The 22,293-nt window shown below is 72.0% G+C and carries 15 protein-coding genes; 9 read left to right on the top strand and 6 right to left on the bottom strand.

Annotated features, from left to right (window positions below; translation table 11 throughout):
* Positions 1-3: 3 nt before the first annotated feature.
* A complete protein-coding gene (locus AC0NH5_RS25005) occupies positions 4-720 on the bottom strand; it encodes a winged helix-turn-helix transcriptional regulator (protein ID WP_474408125.1) in 717 nt (238 codons plus the stop codon).
* Positions 721-986: 266 nt separating this feature from the next.
* On the opposite strand from AC0NH5_RS25005, the gene AC0NH5_RS25000 reads away from it, so the two are divergent.
* The 5 genes from AC0NH5_RS25000 to AC0NH5_RS24980 all read left to right on the top strand — a co-directional run bounded on the left by AC0NH5_RS25000 (position 987) and on the right by AC0NH5_RS24980 (position 4,442).
* Positions 987-1,991 carry a hypothetical protein gene (locus AC0NH5_RS25000; protein WP_474408123.1) on the top strand — a complete coding sequence of 335 codons (1,005 nt, stop codon included), beginning with the start codon at positions 987-989 and terminating at the stop codon, positions 1,989-1,991.
* A gap of 166 nt (positions 1,992-2,157) precedes the next feature.
* Positions 2,158-2,940 carry an LmeA family phospholipid-binding protein gene (locus tag AC0NH5_RS24995; RefSeq protein ID WP_474408122.1) on the top strand — a complete coding sequence of 261 codons (783 nt, stop codon included), beginning with the start codon at positions 2,158-2,160 and terminating at the stop codon, positions 2,938-2,940.
* 58 nt (positions 2,941-2,998) lie between these two features.
* Positions 2,999-3,076, top strand: coding sequence for an Ms5788A family Cys-rich leader peptide (locus AC0NH5_RS24990; protein WP_316248150.1), 78 nt, complete (start codon positions 2,999-3,001; stop codon positions 3,074-3,076).
* Positions 3,077-3,252: 176 nt separating this feature from the next.
* Complete coding sequence (locus tag AC0NH5_RS24985; RefSeq protein WP_474408119.1) at positions 3,253-4,101, top strand: sulfurtransferase; 849 nt, start codon at positions 3,253-3,255, stop codon at positions 4,099-4,101.
* 5 nt (positions 4,102-4,106) lie between these two features.
* Positions 4,107-4,442, top strand: a complete 336-nt coding sequence (locus tag AC0NH5_RS24980) for a DUF1416 domain-containing protein (RefSeq protein ID WP_474408117.1) — start codon at positions 4,107-4,109, stop codon at positions 4,440-4,442.
* Positions 4,443-4,597: 155 nt separating this feature from the next.
* On the opposite strand, the gene AC0NH5_RS24975 is transcribed toward AC0NH5_RS24980, so the two are convergent.
* The gene (locus tag AC0NH5_RS24975) at positions 4,598-5,881 is read right to left on the bottom strand and encodes an AI-2E family transporter (protein WP_474408115.1); all 1,284 of its coding nucleotides are present in this window, start codon (positions 5,879-5,881) and stop codon (positions 4,598-4,600) included.
* A gap of 141 nt (positions 5,882-6,022) precedes the next feature.
* Between AC0NH5_RS24975 and AC0NH5_RS24970 the strand changes: the two genes are divergently transcribed.
* Positions 6,023-6,319: a GroES family chaperonin gene (locus AC0NH5_RS24970; protein WP_474408467.1), complete on the top strand. Its 297-nt coding sequence runs from the start codon at positions 6,023-6,025 to the stop codon at positions 6,317-6,319.
* On the opposite strand, the gene AC0NH5_RS24965 is transcribed toward AC0NH5_RS24970, so the two are convergent.
* Both AC0NH5_RS24965 and AC0NH5_RS24960 read right to left on the bottom strand, forming a co-directional pair.
* A complete protein-coding gene (locus AC0NH5_RS24965; RefSeq protein ID WP_474408112.1) occupies positions 6,310-8,070 on the bottom strand; it encodes a PrsW family intramembrane metalloprotease in 1,761 nt (586 codons plus the stop codon). The two genes, AC0NH5_RS24970 and AC0NH5_RS24965, sit on opposite strands and share 10 nt — an antisense overlap.
* A gap of 48 nt (positions 8,071-8,118) precedes the next feature.
* Complete coding sequence (locus AC0NH5_RS24960) at positions 8,119-9,243, bottom strand: FUSC family protein (RefSeq protein WP_474408110.1); 1,125 nt, start codon at positions 9,241-9,243, stop codon at positions 8,119-8,121.
* Between the two features lie 29 nt (positions 9,244-9,272).
* Here AC0NH5_RS24960 and AC0NH5_RS24955 point away from each other — a divergent pair, with 29 nt between their 5' ends.
* Positions 9,273-9,947, top strand: coding sequence for an HD domain-containing protein (locus AC0NH5_RS24955; RefSeq protein WP_474408107.1), 675 nt, complete (start codon positions 9,273-9,275; stop codon positions 9,945-9,947).
* On the opposite strand, the gene AC0NH5_RS24950 is transcribed toward AC0NH5_RS24955, so the two are convergent.
* Together AC0NH5_RS24950 and AC0NH5_RS24945 are read right to left on the bottom strand one after the other, a co-directional pair.
* A complete protein-coding gene (locus AC0NH5_RS24950) occupies positions 9,883-10,167 on the bottom strand; it encodes a DUF4031 domain-containing protein (protein ID WP_474408105.1) in 285 nt (94 codons plus the stop codon). The two genes, AC0NH5_RS24955 and AC0NH5_RS24950, sit on opposite strands and share 65 nt — an antisense overlap.
* Positions 10,164-11,963, bottom strand: coding sequence for a glycerol-3-phosphate dehydrogenase/oxidase (locus tag AC0NH5_RS24945; RefSeq protein WP_474408103.1), 1,800 nt, complete (start codon positions 11,961-11,963; stop codon positions 10,164-10,166). Before AC0NH5_RS24945 ends, AC0NH5_RS24950 begins: the two co-directional genes overlap by 4 nt.
* Before the next feature lie 166 nt (positions 11,964-12,129).
* Here AC0NH5_RS24945 and AC0NH5_RS24940 point away from each other — a divergent pair, with 166 nt between their 5' ends.
* Both AC0NH5_RS24940 and AC0NH5_RS24935 read left to right on the top strand, forming a co-directional pair.
* Positions 12,130-17,109, top strand: coding sequence for an Ig-like domain-containing protein (locus AC0NH5_RS24940; protein ID WP_474408100.1), 4,980 nt, complete (start codon positions 12,130-12,132; stop codon positions 17,107-17,109).
* A gap of 94 nt (positions 17,110-17,203) precedes the next feature.
* Positions 17,204-22,285 (top strand): Ig-like domain-containing protein, encoded by a 5,082-nt coding sequence (locus AC0NH5_RS24935; RefSeq protein ID WP_474408098.1) that lies wholly within the window; start codon positions 17,204-17,206, stop codon positions 22,283-22,285.
* The last annotated feature ends 8 nt before the right edge of the window (positions 22,286-22,293 follow it).

Below are 22,293 nucleotides of genomic sequence, written 5' to 3'. Positions count from 1 at the left end.
GGATCAGACCGGAAGGGAGACCGGCTCGTTGTCGGGCAGCTGGCGGCCCGACGGCGGGGTGACGAACTTGTAGCCCACCTGGCGGACGGTGCCGATCATCGACTCGTACTCCGAGCCGAGCTTGGCGCGCAGCCGCCGGACGTGCACGTCCACGGTGCGGGTGCCGCCGAAGTAGTCGTAGCCCCAGACCTCGCGCAGCAGCTGGTCGCGGGTGAACACCCGGCCCGGGTGCTGGGCGAGGAACTTCAGCAGCTCGAACTCCTTGTAGGTGAGGTCGAGCGGGCGGCCCTTGAGCTTGGCCGCGTAGGTGTCCGGGTCGATGTTGAGCTCGCCGGCCCGGATCGAGCCGCCGGCACCCGCCGTCGCGTTGTTGAGACGGCCGACGCTGAGCCGCAGCCGCGCCTCGACCTCGGCCGGACCCGCGCTGGCCAGGATGACGTCGTCGACGCCCCAGTCGGCGTTGAGGGCGATCAGGCCGGCCTCGGTGACGACCGCCATCAGCGGGACGCCGATGCCGGTGGCGTGCAGCATCCGGCAGGTGGCCCGAGCCTCGGAGAGCTCGGAGCGCGCGTCCACCAGAACGGCGTCCGGGCTCGGCCCGGAGACCAGGGTGCGCACGTCACGGGGGGCGGTACGTACTGAGTGGGGTAGAAGGTCCAGAGCGGGCAGCACGGCGGATGGCTCACCGGCACGTGCCGTCACGAGCAGAAGGATCTCCACACTCACCTCCGTCCTCGCGGCCTCGAAGGCCGCTCGGGTGACCCGGTCTGCGCAGCTCAAAGCTTCGCCACCGGAGAACTGGGGCCCGGCGTCACCGACGGGTGGGTTGCGCTCACCTTAACCGATGCATCCGTCTCGGCACCCTGGTCGCGATCGCAAGTGACGCAGAGAACGCCACGAAGGTGACTGAACGGGCATGCCGTAACCAGCCTTTTACACAGCCCGGCGATTGGGACCACGGTCACGGGTCTGGCACGATCGCAGGCGTGTTCCCCTCCATGCCGCAGGACGACTCCTGGGATGCCGAAGCCTCCCAGCAGGTCGCACGAATGAGCCCGGGCCGGCCCAAGGCCGGGCTCTACGGCGCCGTCCCGGACTCCGAGGAGGACGAGCGGCCCTCGTCCGACGATCCGGACTCGGAGGAGTTCGAGGAGATCGAGGTCGTCCCGGTCCGGCCGCAGCTGTCGGTCGCGATCGGCGGGTTCGCCGCGCTGCTCGCCGTCACGCTTGCCCTCGGCGCCCAGCTCACCGGCCCGGACGGCCGCATGTCGTACGCCATCGTGCTCTTCGGGGTGCAGTTGCTCGGCCTGCTGGCCTGGACCGTGGCGCTGCGGCCACCGGCGCCGGGCGCGACCGCCGTGGTGGTCGGCATCACCGCGCTGGTGGCCGACTACCTCGCCGTGACCGGCGAGCCGGCCCGGCTGATGCCGCTGTTCGCCGTGGCGCTCGCCGGTTTCCTGATCGCGGTCGCCGGCCAGTTCATCCGCGCCGGGGACCGGCAGCGCGCCCGGGACCACTGGCGGACGACCGTGCTGATCGTGCTCGGCGCGGTCGCGTACGCGATCCTGATCGTCCTCGTCCGGCAGCCGGTCGGCGCCCAGACGATCCTGATCTGCTGCCTCGGCGCCGGAGTGGCCCTGCTGGTCGCCCGGCTGACCGACGCGGTGTTCCCGAAGCCGCGGATCGCGGCGCAGGTGCCCCGCGGCGCGACCGGCATCGTGCTCGGCGCGATGCTGGGCACGCTCGCCTCGGCCATGCTCGGCAGTTACCTGGTGCTGCCGTTCACGCCGGCCAAGGGCGCGGTGCTCGGCCTGGTGGCGGTGGTGGCGGCCAGCCTCATCGACCTGGCGGTCAACTTCGGCGAGGCGGGACGCCGGCTGGCCGGCGAGGTCCCGACGTTCTGGCTGGCCCGGCACATGCAGGGACCGCTCGGCGGGTTCGCGCTGACGGCGGCCACGGCGTACGCGCTGGCGAACTTCTATCTCACCTGACTCTGCCGCCAGCGTGGTGAGTTGGGGTGCGCAGCGCACCGGAAGTCACCACGTTGTCTCACCCGACTCTGCCAACTCACCGCCCCCGGCTGTTTCGGGGCACCCGGCGCGCGGGAATGTAGGTTCCCCTGAACAGCCGGGCGGATCGGGAGGATCAGTGGCCGAGGTGTACGAGACAGACCGTCCACGGCGGCGGCACCGGGGCCGTGCGCTCCTGGTCGTGCTCGTGGTCCTGCTGGTGCTGCTCGCACTCGGCCTGATCGCCCTGGACCGATTCGGCGCGTCGTACGCCGAGCGGGTCCTCGCCGACCGGGTGGCCGAGGAGGTCCGCAACCAGAACTCCACGAGCGGCCACCCCGAGGTCACCATCGCCGGCGTGCCGTTCCTGACCCAGGTGGCCGCCGGCGACTACCAGGAGATTCAGATCGCGCTGCCGGACCTGGTCACCCCGACCGGGACAGGGGAGAACGTCGCGATGTCGTTGCTGGACATCCGGGCCCGGGACGTCTCCGCCCCGCTGGACACCCTGCGCACCGGCCAGGGCGACGTGGTGGCCGGCTCGGTGACCGGCGCCGGCACCGTGGACTACGGCCAGATCGTCGCGCTGGCCGGCCAGGAGGGGCTGCAGCTCGCCGAGCGCGACGGCAAGCTGGTCGCCACCCTCCCCCTCCAGGCCGCCGGACAGACCATCGAGGTGAACGGCACCGCCGACCTGACCGTGAACGAGGGCGTGGTGCGGGCCCGTTTCTCCGATGTGACCGCGAAGGGTCTGGACAGTAACCCGCTCATCCGGCAGCTGGTCTCCAACCTGGCCGCGAACCTGGGCTTCGACCTGCGGGTGCCGGAACTGCCGTTGAACCTGGCTGTACGCGAGGTCGAGGTGCTCCCGGACGGCCTGCGGGTGACCGCCGGGGCGGAGCAGGTCACGCTCTCCGCGGGTGGCATCTGATCCCGGATGGTGGTCGGTGCTGTTCCGCCGACTGGGCTCGCTGGTACTGTCCAATCTCATGAGCCTGTTGCTCACGAAGAGGCGCGCGGTCGACCTGTGCCGCGTGGCCGCGTGCCTGTGTCGCCCTGTCAACTGACGGGGCCACTAGGTGCTTGAGCACCCTCTCTGTTAAGCCCAGGGCATTCTTCTTTGTCCGGCAGTGGCGCCGTCGCACAGCAGCCCGTGATCCCACCTGTCCATGGGTCCGCGCGGAGTGCGACACACACTTCCGTGCGCTGACTCTCCCCTCACCCACCATCAGGGAGTGAATCGATGAGTCGCGACACCGCACTCGTCTCGGCCGACTGGGCCGAGAACAACCTCGAAACGCCGGGAATCGTTTTCGTCGAGGTCGACGAGGACACCACGGCCTACGACGGCGGCCACATCCCGGGCGCCATCAAGATCGACTGGAAGCAGGACCTCCAGGACCCGGTCCGGCGTGACTTCGTCAACCAGGAGCAGTTCGGCGCTCTGCTCTCCGAGCGCGGCATCTCCAACGACGACACCGTGATCCTCTACGGCGGCAACAACAACTGGTTCGCGGCGTACGCGTACTGGTACTTCAAGCTCTACGGCCACGAGTCGGTGAAGCTGCTCGACGGCGGCCGCAAGAAGTGGGAGCTGGACGCCCGCGTCTACACCAAGGACGTGCCGGTCCGGGAGAGGACCACCTACACCGCCAAGGCGCCGAACCTCGAGATCCGGGCCTTCCGCGACGAGGTGGTTCAGGCCATCGGCGCGAAGAACCTGGTCGACGTGCGCAGCCCCGACGAGTTCGCCGGTCGCCTGCTCGCGCCGGCCCACCTCCCGCAGGAGCAGTCGCAGCGGGCCGGCCACATCCCGACCGCGATCAGCGTGCCGTGGAGCAAGGCGGCCAACGAGGACGGCACCTTCAAGTCGGACGAGGAACTCGCCAAGATCTACGGCGACGCCGGGCTGGACGGTTCGAAAGACACCATCGCGTACTGCCGGATCGGCGAGCGCTCCTCGCACAGCTGGTTCGTGCTCAAGGAGCTGCTCGGCCACGAGAACGTGAAGAACTACGACGGCTCGTGGACCGAGTACGGCTCGCTCATCGGCGTGCCGATCGCGCTCGGCGACGAACCCGGGAAGGCGTGACCGTCATGACCTCTCCCACTGCCAACGTCGCGGCCGGTTGCGCCGCCCCCGACCAGTCCGCGCCCCTCCCCAGCAGCGTGGACCTGGAGAAGGAGACCGTCATCACCGGTCTCGTCCGCAACGCCGAGGGCGAGCCCGTCGGCGGCGCGTACGTGCGCCTGCTGGACGCCTCCGGCGAGTTCACCGCCGAGGTCGTCTCCTCGCCGGAGGGCGTGTTCCGGTTCTTCGCCGCGCCCGGCTCGTGGACCGTGCGGGCGCTGAGCCGGCACGGCAACGGCGAACTCGCGGTTGACGCCACCCGTGGCGTCAACGAGATCGCGCTGAACGTGGCCACGGCCTGATCGCTCACGCTCTGTAACGCCTCTGAGGCACAACCCGACTGTGTGAAGTTGCGGCTCGAATCGAGCCGCAACTTCACACGCTCGTCAGGCGGTCTCGCCGTTCGGGGTGACCGCCACGGCGTCAGGCGGTCTCGCTCGGGGTGACCGCCACGGCGTCAGGCGGTCTCGCCCGGGGTGACCACCACGGCGTCCGGCGGGACCTCGGGGCGCCGCCGCGACAGCCGGCGGACACCGGTGTTGAGCACCGCGATGAGCGGGACCGCGACCAGCGCGCCGATGATGCCGGCCAGCACCACCCCGCAGGCGATGCCGATGATCACGGCGAGCGGGTGGATGGCCACCGCCCGGCCCATGATCAGCGGTTGGAGCACGTGGCCTTCGAGCTGCTGCACCAGGATCACCGCGCCCAGCGTGATCAGCGCGACCACCCAGCCCTCGTCGACCAGCGCCACCAGGACGGCGACCGCGCCGGAGACGCTCGCACCGACGATCGGGATGAACGCGCCCAGGAAGACCAGCGCGGCCAGCGGGAACGCGAACTCCACCTCGAGGATGGTCAGCGCCAGGCCGATGCCGAGCGCGTCGATGAAGGCGACCAGCACGGTGGCGCGGACGTAGGAGCCGAGCGTGGCCCAGGAGGCGTCCCCGGCGTCGGCCAGCGACCAGCGCGCGTTGACCGGGAACAGGCGGACGATGAACCGCCAGATCCGGCGCCCGTCCCGCAGGAAGAAGAAGGTTGCGAAGATCACCAGCAGCAGGCCGGTGACCAGCTCGGCGATTGTCGCCACGGTGGCGATGCCGGTGGACGTCAGCGACGTGGTGTTCGAGTTGATCCACTGCTGGCCGGCGTCGATCGCCTGGTCCACCTGCGCGTCCGAGAGGTGCAACGGCCCGGTCCGGGCCCACTCCTGGATCTGCCGGACGCCGGCGCTGGCGTTCTCGGTCAGCTTCGGCACACCGTCGATGAACTGGTTCACCACCAGCGTCAGCGTGCCGGCGACCGCCGCGATGCCGCCCACCATCACCAGGAACGTCGCCAGCGAGCGCGGCACCCGGGCGCGCAGCAGATAGCCGACCGCCGGGCCGAACAGCGCCGACAGCAGCAGCGCGATGGCCAGCGGGACGACCACCACGCTGACGATGCCGATCAGCTGCAGCAGCGCCCAGCCGATCACGCCGACCACGATCAGCCGCCAGCTCCAGGCCGCCGCTATCCGCAGCGAGTGCGGCACCTCGGCGTCGTCCTTGCTGCCGGTCGAGTGGTGCACCACGGCGGGCTCGGGCCGCGGCGGGAGGAAGTCGTCCTCGTACGGATCCGGGGCGGGCCGCTGGGCACGGGCCTGGCGCACCGAGTCCCGCCCCGCGTCGTACGCCCTCCTGAGGTTGTCCCGGACCCGTTGGAAGCGGTTCAACCCACGTACCCCCTCGACCGTCGACATGCGCGGTTATCACCGTAGTGCTCCGGCGCCCGGTTCCCCGCCAGGCAGACCCGCACCACGTGCAGGGAGACCAGAACCACCGGCGTACCGTCTGCGTCTGTGAGTGTCGAAGCCCGAACCGAGACCGGACTGCCGATCCGGATGCTGCACGACCGTGTCCTCGTCCGCCAGGACGGTGGCGAGGGGGAACGCCGGTCCACCGCGGGCATCGTGATCCCGGCCACCGCGACCATGGGCCGGCGGCTGTCCTGGGCCACCGCGGTCGGGGTCGGGCCGAACGTGCGGTCGATCGTGGTCGGCGACCGGGTCCTCTTCGACCCGGACGACCGTTCCGAGGTGGAGCTGCACGGCAAGGAGTACGTGCTGCTCCGCGAGCGGGACGTGCACGCGGTGGCGGCCACCCGGGTCGAGCCGGACGGGACCGGCCTCTACCTCTGATCCGGCGGCTGCCAGGCCGACGGGCCGGGGTGGCTGTCCCGCAGCGGGGGCGGTGAGCCCGGCGGCGGCGGGAAGGGTGGCGGCGCCGGCTGGCCGTATCCCTGCGGCACGTAACCAGGCGGAGGGCCGTAACCCGGCGGAGGGCCATAACCCGCCGGCGGGCCGTACCCGGGCGGAGGGCCGTAACCCGGCGGAGGGCCATATCCCGGCGGGGGGCCGCCGTAACCGGCGTACACCGGGGGCGGAGCCATCCGCACCGGCATCGGCACGACCGGCTCGGGCGGGGCGGCCACGCTGCGCACCACCCCGTCCGGGAAGGTGATCCGGTAGCTCTGCCCGTCCCACCAGGCCGACGGCATCTGCGGGTCGCGCCCGGCGAAGACCGACCGGTACCCGACGATCGCGGCAAGCAGCTCCCGCTCCTCCGCGACGGCCCGATCCAGCTCGCGTGGGTGCTGGTCGAGGCCGCGCTGCATGCCGTCGCGGAGCAGCGCGAGCCGGGTCGAGGCGAACTGGAAACTGCGCATCGCCTTGTGCCCGGCCGGACCGGCCACCCGCTTGGCCCACTGCCGGGCGGAGTGCCGGCGGCCGAGACCGGCCAGCGCGGCTACCTCCGGCGGCGAGAACCAGCCGGTCCCCACGTAGTGGTGCAGCACCCGCTCGGCGAGCCGGCCCTCCCAGCTGCGCAGCGCGATCGCGAAGCCGACCACCGCGAAGAAGAACGGGATCATGAAACCGAGATAGCCGTACAACATGATCAGCGTCTGGCCGGTGGCCATCGAGAGTGTCGGCAGCAGGTTGAACAGGCCGTGCAGGATCATCGCGGCGAGCAGGCCGGCCACCGGGGCGAGCCAGCGCACCGTCCGGTCCGCGGAACGCGCCGCGATGCCCAGGCCGATGCCGGCCATCGAGGTGAAGAGCGGGTGCGCGAAGCCGGTGAACAGGATCCGCACGATGAAGATCAGGAAGACGTTCTGCAGGCCGGTGGCCGGACCGTACTCCTCGGCGCCGGCCGCGTACCCGTGGCCGCCGAGATAGAGCACGTTCTCCACCATGGCGAAGCCGAGCGCGGAGAGACCGCAGTAGACGATGCCGTCGGTGATCCCGGACCACTCGGTGCGGCGGCGCCAGAAGAGCAGGAGCGGGCCGAGCACCTTCATCGACTCCTCGATGAACGGCGCCACCAGCACCCGCACCAGTTCCTCGGGCAGGCCGATCTCCTCGAAGAGGTAGGCCGCGCCGGTGTTCACCAGCAGGGCCACCGCGGTCGCCACGGCGGCGCCCCAGGCGAAGCAGAAGACCAGGTACTTCACCGGCTCCGGCTCGTACCGGTCGAGCCAGGCGAACGCGCTGGCCAGCAGCGGCACCGGCAGGATCGCCGCGGTCAGGCCGATCAGCAGACCGGTGATGCCGATGTTGTAGCCGAGGAAGACCAGCATGCTGACGGCCGCGACGGCGATCAGCGTGATCACGCTGGTCACCGGCAGCCAGCGCCGCCAGCCGGTGCGGCGGCCGGGGATCGGCGCCGAGGCGTCGGTGGCCACCGGGTACGGCGGGACCGGGTCGGCAGCGACCTGATCCGGCACCACCTGGACGCCCGGCTGCGCGGCAGAGTCGGCGGCCGGACGGGCGGACACCGGCTCGGGGCTCGGTTCCGGGCCGGCGCCCGGCGACGGCGGCGCGGAGCCGGGGTGGACTGGCTGCGAGGGGGCAGCCGGGTCGGACGACCCGGCCGGCGAGACGTCGGCCATGTTCTCCAGCGTAGTCACCACTCACGCACCAGGCGTGCCCGAGGATCCCTAGACTGATCTTCCCGGCCGTTTCCGGGACCGGTGCGGCCGGCCACGCCAGCCGATCGCGTCCCGGACCTGCCGGGTGGCCTCGGCGTACTCCACGCCGGTGGCCCGGAGCAGGTCGGCGACCGCGGTGCGGATCTGCGCCACCACCACGCCGCCGGAATAGCCCACCCCCTGCTGGTACGCACGTCCCGACTCGGCCGCCGCCCGCAGCGCCTGTTCCCTGGTCGCCACCGGCTCCGCGCCCCGATCCCACTCCTGCCGCAGCAGCTCCACAGCGTCACCGAGGTGCCGGATCGAGGTGGGCAGCACGTCCGGGACCGGCTCGGCGTCGTTCAGCGCGGTCTGCGCCCGCCGGATCATCACCCGCACGTTGCGCAGCGCATAGGTCAGCTGCGCCGCGCCCTCCACGTACTGGGCGAGGGCGCCGCGGGTCCGCCAGCGCGCCGGAGCGAACGCCACGTTCTCCCGGGCGGCTTCGATGGCCGTACGCAATGCTTCGAAAGTGCTCTCAGCCGCCCGCAGCCGTTCCAGAGCCGCCTGCACCGCCACCGGATCGGCGGCCGCCAGGCCCGCCGCCGCTTCGTGCAGCCCGGCGGTGAACGCCCGCAGCGCCGGGTCGGCGGCCCGGCTGACCACCGTGAGCGGGTTGAGCGGCAGCAGCAGGGTCATCACCGCGAGCGCGAGCCCGCCGCCCACCAGCGCGTCGAAGAACCGGGTCCACGGCTGCTCGGCGCCGGTCGTCAGGGTGGCGACCAGCACCGCCGACGAGGCGGACTGCACGATCAGCGCCGCGCCGCCGCCGGCCGCCGTCGCCACCAGCACCGCGAGCAGCACGATCAGGCCGATCTGCACCGGCCCGGCACCGATCAGCAGGATGATCAGGTCGCCGATCCCGATGCCGACCGCGACCCCGATCACCAACTCGGTGGTCCGCCGCAGGCGCTGCCCCACCGACGAACCCAGCGTGATCACCGCGGCGATCGGCGCGAAGAACGGCATCGGACGGCCGAACAGGTCGTGCGCCACGAACCAGGCCAGACCGGCGGCGAGGCCGGCCTGCACCGCGAGCATCAGCCCGGCGCGGGCCCGGGACAGGGCGGCGGCCGGCCGGTTACCGCCGATCATGGCCTCAACCTACGTGCCAGGATGCGATGGTGACATCTCTCCCCGAACGTTTTCGTGCGGCCGCGCACGGCGCCGGCGCCACCGCACCGGACGCGGACCTGGACGCCGCCGCGCAGTACCTGATCGGCCGCTGGACCGAGCCGCAACGCCACTATCACGACGTGACGCACCTGGAAGCCGTGCTCGACGTGGTGGACCGCTGGGCCGCTCTGGCGCCCAACGCGGACCGGGTGCGACTGGCCGCCTGGATGCACGACGCGGTCTACGACCCCCAGGCCCTCGGCGACGCCAACGAGCGGGACAGCGCCGAGTTCGCCGAAGGCCTGCTGCAGAGCCTCGGCGCGCCCGCCGAGGTGGCGGCCGAGGTGGCTCGCCTGGTCGGGCTGACCGCCGGCCACGCCCCCGGCGACGACGACCCGGACGGCGAACTGCTCTGCGACGCGGACCTGTCCATCCTCGCCGCCGACCAGGAGCGGTACGCCCGCTACACGGACGCGATCCGCCGGGAGTACGCGCACGTGCCGGACGACGCGTTCCGGGCCGGGCGGACGCAGGTGCTGACCGCGCTGCTCGAACTGCCCTCGATCTACCGGCTGGCCCCGATCCGCGAACAGTGGGAGCAGGCAGCCCAGGCCAACCTCAAGGCCGAGCTGGCCGAGCTCGCTCAGCCACATGCTTCGGGCGGCGTAAGCCTGCCGCTCTGAGCCGGGCCGTCAGGTCGCGTGACGGCAGCAGGGTCGCGCCCAGCCAGAGCGCGCTGCGGAACCGGTGCTCCGGGATGTCGTAGTGGTCCCGGTCGAACGCCCGCCGCGGCGCGCCCAGCATCTCCGCGAAGACGTGCAGTTCGGCGTAGGAGACGTCGCTGACCAGGTGGGACCAGAGGTGGCCGCGGGCCGGCCAGAGCGGTTCGTCGACGAGGATCAAAGATCGATCTCGAGGAGTTCGACCCGCCGGTCCGCGGCCAGGCCCCGGACGTCGGGGGCGCCGATGCGGGCGGCGTCGGCGGTGGCGTCGTCCGGCATGGTCTGCGACTGCCGTTCGGCGGTCACCCGGGCCAGGTAGTGCTCGACCTCCTTCTGCCGCACGGTGGCGTCCCAGCCCAGCGCCTCCCCCATGATCTCGGCGGCGTGCGCGGCGGACTCGGCGCCGCGGTGCGACGTCTCGATCGAGATCCGGGTGCGCCGGGTCAGCACGTCGTCGAGGTGCAGGGCACCTTCGGCGAGGGCCGCGTAGGCGACTTCGGCCGCCAGGTATTCGGGGGCACCGGCCAGCGGGGCGGCCAGCGCGGGGTCCGCCGCCATCATCGCCAGCAGGTGTACGGTCAGCGTCCCGTACCGCTCCAGCAGGTGTTCGACGACGCCCGCCGGGACACCGTGCCGCCGGGCCAGGTCGTGCCGGTCCCGCCAGGCGGAGGCGTAACCGTCCGCGCCGAGGAGCGGCAGCTCAGCGGTGCGCGACGGCCGCACGTGGCCGCCCAGCCGGCGGGCCGCCCGGTCGATGACGTCGGCGGCCATCACCCGGTACGTCGTGTATTTCCCGCCCGCCACCAGCAGCAGGCCGAGCATCGGCTCGATCACCGCGTGCTCGCGGGACAGCTTCGAGGTGGAGTCCGCCTCGCCGGAGAGCAGCGGGCGCAGCCCGGCGTAGACGCCTTCGATGTCGTCGATGGTCAGCGGCCGGTCCAGGACCGTGTTGACCTGGTCGAGCAGGTACCGGATGTCGCGGGCCGACGCGGCCGGGTGGGACCGGTCGAGCTGCCAGTCGGTGTCGGTGGTGCCGATGATCCAGTGGCCGCCCCACGGGATGACGAAGAGCACCGAGGTGGCGGTCCGCAGGATCAGGCCGGCCTCGCCGGTGATCGCCGAGCGGGGCACCACCAGGTGCACGCCCTTGGAGGCGCGGACCCTGAAGCCGGGCCGGACGCCCACGTCGCGCAGCATCTGCGACATGTCGTCGCTCCACACGCCGGTGGCCGCGACGACGGTCCTGGCTCGCACCTCGAATTCTTCCGTGCCGGCCGCCTCCAGGTCCCGGACCCGTACGCCGACCACCTGGCGGGCCTCACGGACGAAACCGGTGACCCGCGCGCTGGTGACCACTGCCGCGCCCAGGCTGGCCGCGGTCCGGGCCAGGTCGACCACCAGCCGGGCGTCGTCGACCTGCCCGTCGAAGTAGCGGATCGCGCCGGTCACCCGGTCGGCGCGCAGGCTGGGGAACAGCCGCCGGGCGCCGTCGCGGGTCAGGTGCCGGTGCAGCGGCATGCCCCGGCCGCCGCCGAAGACGCCGGCGAACACGTCGTACGCCGCGACGCCGAGCCCGTAGTAGGCCCGCTGCCAGACCCGCTGCGCGGGGTTCGCCGACGGCAGCGGCACCAGGATCGGCACCGGCCGGACCAGGTGCGGGGCGAGCCGGGTGGCGAGCAGGCCGCGCTCGGTCAGCGCCTCGTGCACCAGGTGGAGCTCGAGCTGCTCCAGATATCGCAGACCGCCGTGGATCAGCTTGCTGGACCGGCTGGACGTGCCGGCGGCCAGGTCACGCGCCTCGACCAGGGCCACCTTGAGCCCGCGGGAGGCGGCGTCCACGGCCGCGCCGGCACCGGTGACCCCGCCGCCGATGACCAGGACGTCGAACTCTTCGTCTCGCAGGCGCCGCAGGTCGGCCGTCCGCCGGATCGGGGAGAGCCGGCCGGCCGCATAACGAGAAACCGAGGGATCACGCACCCGTCCCAGGTTAGCGCTTCGCGGGTTCACCCCGGCGGGCTAATCGTGGCCGTCTGACTTATCCCGCTTCCGGACTGGCTCTCGGCTGCACCCGTTCCGCACTCGGCGCTTCCTAGCGTCCTGGAGAGACCGGACCGCCCGGGTCCGCCCCACGTCGAGGAAGAGCATGCATCGAGCCGCGCTGCGGTCCCGCCCGTACCGGGTGGTGTCCGCGATGGTTGTCATGGCGCTCACCGTCATGGCGGGAATCGCCGTCTCCACCGAAGAGGCGGAGGCCGCGGCGTCGGCGACGTTCGGGACCAGCCCGCGTTTCAGTGTCAACGCGAAGGGGTCGATCCTGCTCACCGGCAACAGCAACCTGCAGTGCCCGGGCGGCAACACGAGCTGCCCGGCACCGAACGTCGCCGGCGAGCTGGGGAACAACAACGGGTACGTGATGGCCTACACGGACGTCGACAGCGACCCGGGCACCTTCAACTCCAGCACCGCGGACCTGGTCCTGCCGTTGGGGAGCACGGTGCTCTTCGCAGGGCTGTACTGGAGCGCGGACACGAGCGCCGGCGCCGGCACGGGTGCGCACGCGGCGCTGAGCGTGGCCGACTCCGGCAGGGTGAAGTTCGGGGTGCCGGGCGGCGCGCTGACCACGCTCAACGCGACCTCCACCTGGTCGCAGGGCAACGCTTACCAGAAGTTCGTGGACGTGACCTCGCGGGTGGCGGGCGCGGGCGCGGGCGCGTACCGGGTCGCTGACATCCAGGCGGGCACGGGCCGGGACCGGTACGCCGGGTGGGCGCTCGTGGTGGCGTACCGGGACACCGGCGAGCCGGTGCGCAGCCTGCGCGTGTTCGACGGCTTCGACGTGGTCAACAGCAGCGCCACCTCGGTCGACATCGCCGTTTCCGGTTTTCTGACACCGACCACCACCCCGGTCAACGTCAAGATCGGCACGGTCGTCTACGAGGGCGACCTGAACAAGACCGGCGACAAGCTGGAACTCAACGGCGTGGCGATGACCGACGGCGCCAACCCGGCCGCCAACTTCTTCAACAGCACGATCAGCGACGGCGGCGCCCACCTCGCCAACCGCGTCCCGGGCTGGCCGAACCTGATGGGCGTCGACATCGACCACTTCGACGCGACCGACAAGCTGCTGCCGAACGCCACCCAGGCCACCCTCCGGCTCACCACCAGCGGCGAAACCTTCTACCCGGGTGTGGTCACCTTCACCACCGACCTGTTCGCCCCGGAGCTGGTGACAACCACGACCACCGTCGACCGCAACGGTGGCACCCTGCTGCCCGGCGACATCGTCGAGTACACGATCGAGGTGCGCAACGACGGCAGCGACCCGGCCGACGCCACCAGCGTCCTGGCCGACGCGATCCCGACCGGCCTCACGCTCGTCCCGGGCAGTGCCGCCGTGGACGGCGCCCCGGTCGCCGACGGCAACCCGCTGTCGTTCAGCCTCCCGGCGCTGAACCCCGCCGCGACGTCGTCGGTCGCCTTCCGGGCCCGGGTGAACGACGACGTCGCGCCCGGCACCTCGATCGTCAACGTGCCCAACCTGACCTATCGGGGCACCAACAACATGCCGGTCAACGCCCCCGGCGACACCGCGACCGTGATCGTGGACCGCCCCGGCGTCGGGCTGGCCGCGACCCTGACCGTCGCACCCGGCGTGGTCAACCGGGCCACATCGCCGAACGTGGTCACCTACACCGCCACCGTCCGCAACACCGGCCCCGGCATCGAGCCGCGGCCCACCGCCACGGTCGACCTCCCGGCCGGTTTCACGGCGGGAGCCGTGCCGCCCGGGTGCGCGGTCAACGGCCGGCAGGTCGTCTGTGTCCTGGCCCCGGTCGCACCGGCCACCAGCGGCTCGGTGACCTTCCCGGCGTCCGTGGACAACGGCGCCGCCGACACCGCGACCGCCGACCTGGCCGTCACCGGCCTCGGTCTCGACAGCGACCCCTCGAACGACACCGCCTCGGCCGTGGTCACCCGCAACGCGTCGCCGCACGCCGACCCGAAGACCGCCGTCACCACCCACAACACCGCGGTCGTCATCACGGCCCGGGCCGGCGCCACCGACCACGAGAGCCCGGTGGGCAGCCTGGCGGTCTCCGTGAGCACCCCGCCCAGCCACGGCGTGACCACGGTCAACAGCGACGGGACGATCGCCTACACGCCGGATCCGGTCTGGCGTGGCGCCGACACCTTCCAGTACACGCTGACCGACCCGGACGGCGCCCACGACACCGCCACGGTCACCGTCACCACCGCGAACGCGGACCCCGCCGGCCAGGACGACGCCGGCTCCACCCGGGCCAACACCCCGGTCACCGTCGACGTGCTGGCCAACGACACCGACCCGAACAACGACACCCGGACGATCCAGTCGGTCACCCAGCCGCAGGCCGGCGCCGGCTCGGTGGCGGTCAACAGCGGCCAGATCGTCTATACGCCGGACCCCGCGTTCAAGGGGACGGCGCGCTTCAGCTACACCGTCTCGGACGGTCAGGGCGGAACCGACACCGCTGACGTCGTCGTCGGCGTGGGGCTGCCGATCGCCGCCGGCGACACCGCCACCGTGGCCTACGCCGGCACGGTGACCGTGGACGTGCTCGCCAACGACACCGGCCCGCTCACCGGCACCTTCTCGATCACCTCGGTCGGGACGCCCAGCCACGGCACCGCGGTGGAGAACGGCGGCCGGATCGACTACACCGCGCCGGCCGGGTTCGCCGGAACCGCGACCTTCACCTACACCGTCCAGGACAGCAACGGGGAGTCCGACACCGCCACGGTGGCCGTGACCGTCGGCAACGCCGCCCCGGTGGCCGCCGGCAAGACGCCGAGCATCGGGTACCGGACCCCGGTGACGCTGGACGTGGCCGGCGACTCGACCGACCCCAACGGCGACCCGCTGCACGTCACCGGCACCTCGACCCCGGCCAACGGCGCCGTGGTCACCAACCCGGACGGCACGATCACGTACACCCCGAACACCGGGTTCTCCGGCACCGACACCTTCATCTACACGATCAGCGACGGCACCGCGAGCGCCACCGGCACGGTCACCGTGACCGTCGGCAACGCCGCACCTGCCTCCACCGCCGACTCGGTCACCGTCTCGTCGAACGCCCCGGCCACCATCGACGTGCTCGCCAACGACACCGACCCGAACGGCGACCCGCTGACCATCACCATCGACACCCCGCCCGGCAACGGCACCGCGCAGGTGGTGAACGGCCGGATCGTCTACCGGACCGCGAACGGCTTCCACGGCACCGACACACTGCACTACACCGTCTCCGACGGCAGGGGCGGCTGGTCCGGCGCCACCGTCACGGTGGTCGCGATCGACGCGGCGCCGCAGGCGAACCCGGACGCGGCGGTCACCGGCACCGACAGCCCGGTGACGGTGAACGTGCTGGCCAACGACAGCGACCCGAACGGCGACGTGATGACCCTGTCCGCGACGACCGCACCGGCGCACGGCACGATCACCACGGCCCCGGCCGGCGTCATCACATACACCCCGGCCACCGGCTTCTACGGCACGGACACCTTCACCTACACGGTGCGTGACCCGGGCGGGAACACCTCCACCTCGACCGTCACCGTCACCGTCGGCAACGTCGCGCCGAACGCGCTCGACGACCGGTTCACCGTGCTGCCCGGCGTCCCCACCGAACTGACGGTGCTCGCCAACGACACCGACCCGAACACCGGCCAGGTCCTCAGCGTGCACTCGGTGGGCTCCGCGTCGAAGGGCACGGTCACGCTGACCGGCGGCAAGGTGTCCTACCGGCCGAACGCGGGCGCCACCGGCACCGACACGTTCACCTACGTGCTCACCGACGACCTCGGGGCGACCGACACGGCCACGGTCACCGTCACGATGGCGAACGCGCTGCCGGTCGCCCGCCCGGACACGGCCGCGGTGATGGCCGGCAGGCACGTCGACGTGGACGTGCTCGCCAACGACTCCGACGTGAACCCGGGCCAGAAGCTCACGATCACCGCGGTCGGCAGGCCCGCGCACGGCACGGCCGTCCTGGTCGACGGCAAGGTCCGGTACGCCCCGAACGCCGGGTTCTCCGGGACCGACACCTTCACCTACACGCTCAGCGACGGCACCGAGGCGGTCACCGGGACGGTGACCGTGACGGTCAGCGACGGCCGGCCGGCCGCGATGCCCGATCAGCGGACCACGCCGTACCAGCGGGCGGTCACCGTGAAGGTGCTGGCGAACGATCTGGACCCGGACCGGTCGTTGTCCCTCACCTCGGCCGGCAGGCCGGACCACGGCACCGCCACGATCAAGGCCGACGCCATGGTCTACACCCCGCCGAAGGGCTTCTCCGGTGTCGCCACGTTCGAGTACACCGCGACCGACGCCACCGGCCGGACCACCACCGGGACCGTGACGATCACGGTCGGCCCCGCGCCGGTGGCTCCGGATCGGCAGGCCCGGGCCGCGCCGGGCCGGGCGACGAGCATCGTGCTGCCGACCGTCGACGAGCACGGCATCAAGATCAAGGTGACGTCGATCGGGCAGCCGAAGCACGGCACGGCGAAGCTGAACGCGAACGGCACCGTCTCGTACACGCCGGACGAGGGTTTCACCGGGACGGACGCGTTCTCGTACGAGGCGGTCGACGCCGACGGCAACCTCACCGAGGGAACCGTCACGGTCACCGTGGCCGGCGCCGCGAAGTCGCCGGTCGCGGTGACGGACCGCTACACCGTGCCGAGCGGCCGAACGATCGACGTACGCCCCGCCGAGAACGACTCCGACCCGGCCGGCCGCCCGCTGATCATCGTGAAGGTCGGCAAGCCGGGACACGGCACCGCGGTCCTCACGAACGGGCTGACGGTCATCTATGCGCCGGCCGCCGGCTTCACCGGGACGGACACGTTCTCGTACACCGTCCGGAGCGAGGACGGCGGCACCGCACGGGCGACGGTGGTCATCCGGGTCACCGCCGCAGCCGCGGGCGACGACCTCGCCAGAACCGGTCTGAGCATCGCGCCGGTGTTCACCGTGGGCACGTTGGCGCTGCTTGTCGGCGGGGTGCTCGTCCTGCTCACCGCCGCCGACCGGCCCGGGCGTCACCGGCCGGGACGCCACCGGGGCTGACCCGGGACACCAGCGGGGGCGGGTCGCTTGCGCGGCCCGCCCCCGCTCTCCCGATTCCCGCCCGGTGGCCGTCAATCGTCCCTAGCGTGAGTGCGTGCGTGGACGAAGCGCCGCAATACTGTTACTGGTCCTGACCGTGGTGCTGACGACGTTGCCGGCCCGGCTGGAGGCGGCGATCACGACGCCCTTCACCACCCGGTTCGACGTCAACGCGAACGGCTCCATCCTGCTGCGGGGCAACGCGAACCTCACCTGCCCCGTGCTGCTGGTCACGCCGGCCTGCGCCGCCGCGCGCAACGGCACCGGTTCGACCGCCGGGGAGGAGCTGAACGACAACGGCTATCCGATGGTCTACACCGACGCGGACGCCGACCCGGCGACCTTCAACGACAGCACCGCGACGGTGGCCATGCCGGCCGGCAGCACCGTCCTCTTCGCCGGTCTCTACTGGGGCGCTGACACGAGCGCGGGCGGTGGCCTCGCCGGCCTGCTGGGTGCCGCGGCGCCGGCCCCGGCCGACAAGAACAAAATTCGTCTTCGTACGCCGGCCGGCCCGTCCTGGAATCTGATCACCGCGTCGAGCCTGTACACGATCAGCGCGAACGGCCCCTATCAGGGTTTCGCCGACGTGACCGCTCTGGTGGCCGGAGCCGGCGACGGCGTGTACGGGGTGGCCGACATCCAGGCCGGCCGGGGCGCCGACCGGTACGCCGGATGGACACTGGTGATCGCGTACCGGAATCCCGCCGAGGCCCTGCGCAGCCTGCGCGTCTACGACGGGTTCGGCTCGATCGCCTCAGGCAGCGTGAGCATCCCGGTGACCGGTTTCGAGGCGCCGCACACCGGGACGGTGCGCGCCGAGGTGGGCGCGGTCGCGTACGAGGGTGACCTGGGCAAGAGCGGCGACGGCCTGCGCCTGAACGGCCAGTCGCTCAGTGACCCGGCGAACCCGGCGAACAACGTCTTCAACAGCACAGTCAGTGACGGTGGGGTGAGGCTCGGCGGGCGAAACCCGAATGACGCCAACCTGTTCGGGGTGGACATCGACAAGTTCGACGCCTCCGGGATGCTGGACAACGCCTCGACCAGTGCGACGCTGACCATGACCACGGCGGGTGAGACCTACTATCCAGGCGTCGTCACCATCGCCATCGACCTGTATGCCCCCAAAATCGTCACCACGACCACCTCCACCGACCTCAACGGCGGCACGCTGGTGCCGGGCGACGAGATGGAGTACCGGATCGCGGTGCGCAACGAGGGCAACGACATAGCCGACGGCGTCACGCTGTCCGACGCGTTCCCCGCCTACACCGCGTACGTGCCCGGCTCGCTGACGATCAAGGGCACCCCGGTCACCGATGCCGCCGACGCGGACGGTGGGCACGCGTCGGGCGGTGCGGCGGTCTTCCGGCTGGGCAGCATCCCTTATCTCGGCACCACCTACGTCACCTTCCGGGTCAAGGTCGCCCTGACCGTGCCCGCCGGGTACGCGATCACCAACCTGGTGAACGTCAGCTACACCGGCCGGACCACCAGCGTGAGCGTCGCCGCGGCCGGCGGGACGACAGCGTCTCCGGTTCTCCAGCCGGCCGCCGATCTGTCCGCCGGCCTCTCCGTCGTCCCCGTTCACGTGCAGCAGGCCACGGCGCCGCACGCAGTCACGTACACCGCATCCGTGACCAACCAGGGCCCCCAGCCGGAGCCGGCGGCACGCGCCCGGCTGACCCTGCCTGCCGGCGTCGTCCCGGCCGCCCTGCCGGGCACCTGCACCGCCGCGGGGCAAGTGGTCACCTGCACGATCGGCCCCCTGCTCCCCGGGCACACCGCGCACGTGCCGGTCCCCGCGAACGCGACCTCCGGCGCGGACCCGGCCGCGGTCGCCACGCTCACGGCCACCGGTACCGGCCGGGACACCGTGGCCGGCAACGACACCGCCACCGCCACCCTCGCGATCAACTCGCCGCCGCAGCTCGCCGCGGACAGCGCGGGCACCACGAACGGCGCACCCACGAACGTCGCCGTGCTCGCGAACGACACCGACCCCGACGGCTCCACCGGCGACCTGACCGTCTCGATCACCACACAGCCGTCGCACGGCAGCGCCGTGGCCGAGGCGGACGGCACAGTCACCTACACCCCTGTTCCGGGGTGGACGGGCGCCGACACGTTCTCCTACGCCGCGGACGACGGCAACGGCGGGACCGGCACCGCCACGGTCACGGTGACCACGGCGAACGCGCTGCCGACCGCGAACGACGACGAGATCAACACCCCGCCCGCCGTCCCGGTCGTGGTAGCGGTGCTGACCAACGACACCGACCCGAACACCGGAGATTGGCTCACGGTCGTCGACGCGGGCCAGCCGCAGACCGGCGCCGGCACGGTCACCCGGGTGGGGCCGCTACTGACCTACACGCCTGCCCCGGCGTTCGCCGGCCGGGCGCACTTCACCTACACCGTCCAGGACAGCCACGGCGGGCAGGCCGTCGGCAGGGTGTACGTGGACGTCGCCAACTCGGCGCCGACCGCGGCGGACGACGCGGCCGGCACGCCTCATCACACCGACGTCCTGATCGACGTGCTGGCCAACGACACCGATCCGAATCGGCTCTTCGGTGACGTGCTGAGCATCTATTCGGTCGGCACGCCCGGCACCGGAACCGCCACGATCGACGCCGGCCGGATCCGGTACCGGCCACCGAGCGGATTCTCGGGGACCGTGAGTTTCCCGTACACGATCCGGGATCTCGGCCTGGCCACCGCGACCGCAACCGTCACGGTGACCGTGCGCAACGCCCCGCCGGTCGCCGCCGACCAGGCGATCGGCACCGGCTACGGCCGGCACCTCGACATCGACGTGCTGACCACCGCAACCGATCCGAATCCCGCCGATCTTCCGCTGCTGCGGGTGAGCGGGACGACGAACCCGGCCGACGGCACCACTGTGGTCCTCCCGGACGGCACCATCCGCTACACCCCCGACCCCGGGTTCTCCGGTGTCGACCAGTTCGACTTCACCATCGACGACGGTCACGGCGGCACCGACACCCGCCGGATCACCGTGACCATCGCCAACGCGCTGCCGGTGGCCCGGCCGGACGCGGTCACCGTGCAGGCCGGGGTACCGCTGGCGATCGACGTCATGGCCAACGACGACGACGATCCGAACGGCGACCCGGTCACGGTCAGCATCACGGCGCCACCCGCGCACGGCACGGCGATCGTCGGGCCCGGCCGCCGGATCACGTTCCACCCGACCGGTACCGGTGCCGACCAGTTCGACTACACCCTGAGCGACGGCCAGGGTTCGTCCAGCGCAACCGTGACGATCGGTGTGGTCAACTCGGCGCCGACCGCCCGCCCGGACTCCGCCACCACCGACACCGGGACCCCGGTCACCGTGGACGTGCTGGCCAACGACGACGATCCGAACCGCGACGCGCTGACCCTGCTCGGAGTGACTGCGGCGGGGCACGGCACGGTCGTGCCGAACGTGGACGGCACCCTCACCTACACGCCGTCGCCGGGCTTCTACGGCACAGACGCGATCGTCTACACGGTCGCGGACCCGGCCCGGCTGGCCACCTCCGCCGTCCTCACCGTCACCGTGCGCAATGCCGCACCGATCGCGGTCGACGACAGTTTCATGGCCCATCCGCAGGTGACCACGCCGCTCGCCGTGCTCGCCAACGACCTTGACCCGAACATCGGGCAGACGCTGTCGGTGGCGGCGGCCGGTCCGGCGGTCAAGGGTGCCGTGGTCCTGCGCCCGGACGGGACCGTCACCTACCGGTCGGCCCCGGGCAGTACCGGCCAGGACACGTTCCCCTACGTGCTCAGCGACGATCTCGGGCGGACCGACACCGGATCGGTGACCGTCACCATCAACGGCCCGCCGGTGGTGGTGCCCGACTCGGTGTCGACAGCCTGGATGACACCGCTGAACATCCCGGTACTCGGCAACGACACCGATCCGGAGACCGACCCGTTGACCGTCTTCTCGGTGGGCGTACCGGGGAGGGGAACGGCACAGATCAATCCGGACGGCACGGTGGGATATGCGCCGAGCAACGGTCTCAGCGGCACGGACTCCTTCGGGTACGGGGTGCGCGACACCGTCGGCAACACGGCCTACGGTCAGGTCAGCGTGTGGGTGGCGGCGGCACCACCGGTCGCACCGAGCCCGTCACCGCCGAGCCCCTCGCCCACGGTTCCGGGGCCCTCGCCCACTGCTTCGGGACCCTCGCCCACCACGCCGGCACCCTCGCCCACTGCTCCGGGACCCTCGCCCACCACTCCCGGGTCCTCTGCGCCCATTCCCGGGTCTTCCCCGCCCACTCCCGGGTCCTCTGCGCCCACTCCCGGGTCCTCTCCGCCCACTCCCGGGTCCTCTCCGCCCAGTCGGGGGCCGGAGCGACCACCGTCGGTGTCGGACAAGGCGGCGGCGACGCAGCCGGGAGCCCGGGTGACCATCCCGCTGCCCCCGGTCGACCTCAGCGGCCGTCCGGTCACCGTCGTCGCGGTCGGCACGCCGGCGAACGGCACCGTGGTCCTCAACGCGGACGGAACCGTCGTCTACCGGCCGAACCCCGGGTTCACCGGGACGGACACGTTCAGCTACACGGTCGTGGACGCGTACGGGACCGCGGCTCAGGCCACCATCGTGGTCCAGGTGGGCACACCGGCTCCGCCGGCCCCCACCTCGCCGACCTCGTCACCCCCGGTGACCTCGCCGCCGAACGCACCGAACCGGGCGCCGGTTGCCGGCGCGGACACCGCCACCGTCGACGCCGGCAGCCGGGTGACGCTCCAGCCGATGCGCAACGACAGCGACCCGGACGGCGACCCGCTCGAACTCGTGGACGTCGGACAGCCGGCGCACGGCACCGCGGCGGGCAGCGCCGACGGATCGATCACCTACGCCCCGGCGGCCGGTCTCGCCGCCGGAGCCGACACCTTCACCTACACGGTCGGCGACGGCCGGGACGGTGCCGGGACCGGCACCGTCACAGTGCACGTCAGGCCGGCCCCGCAGATGCCGGTGACCGGCTCGGACGTGGCGGCCGTGGTCCGCACCGGTGCCGCCGCCGTGATCGGCGGCGCCGTGCTGCACTGGCTCAGCGGGTTCATACGGCCGCACCCACCCGGCGACCCCCGGCGGGACGCCTCCTGAACACGCAC

This window comes from Actinoplanes sp. 13, from assembly GCF_056134165.1.
Note: the sequence above shows the minus strand (reverse complement) of the source record. Positions and strands in the feature narration are given on the sequence as shown.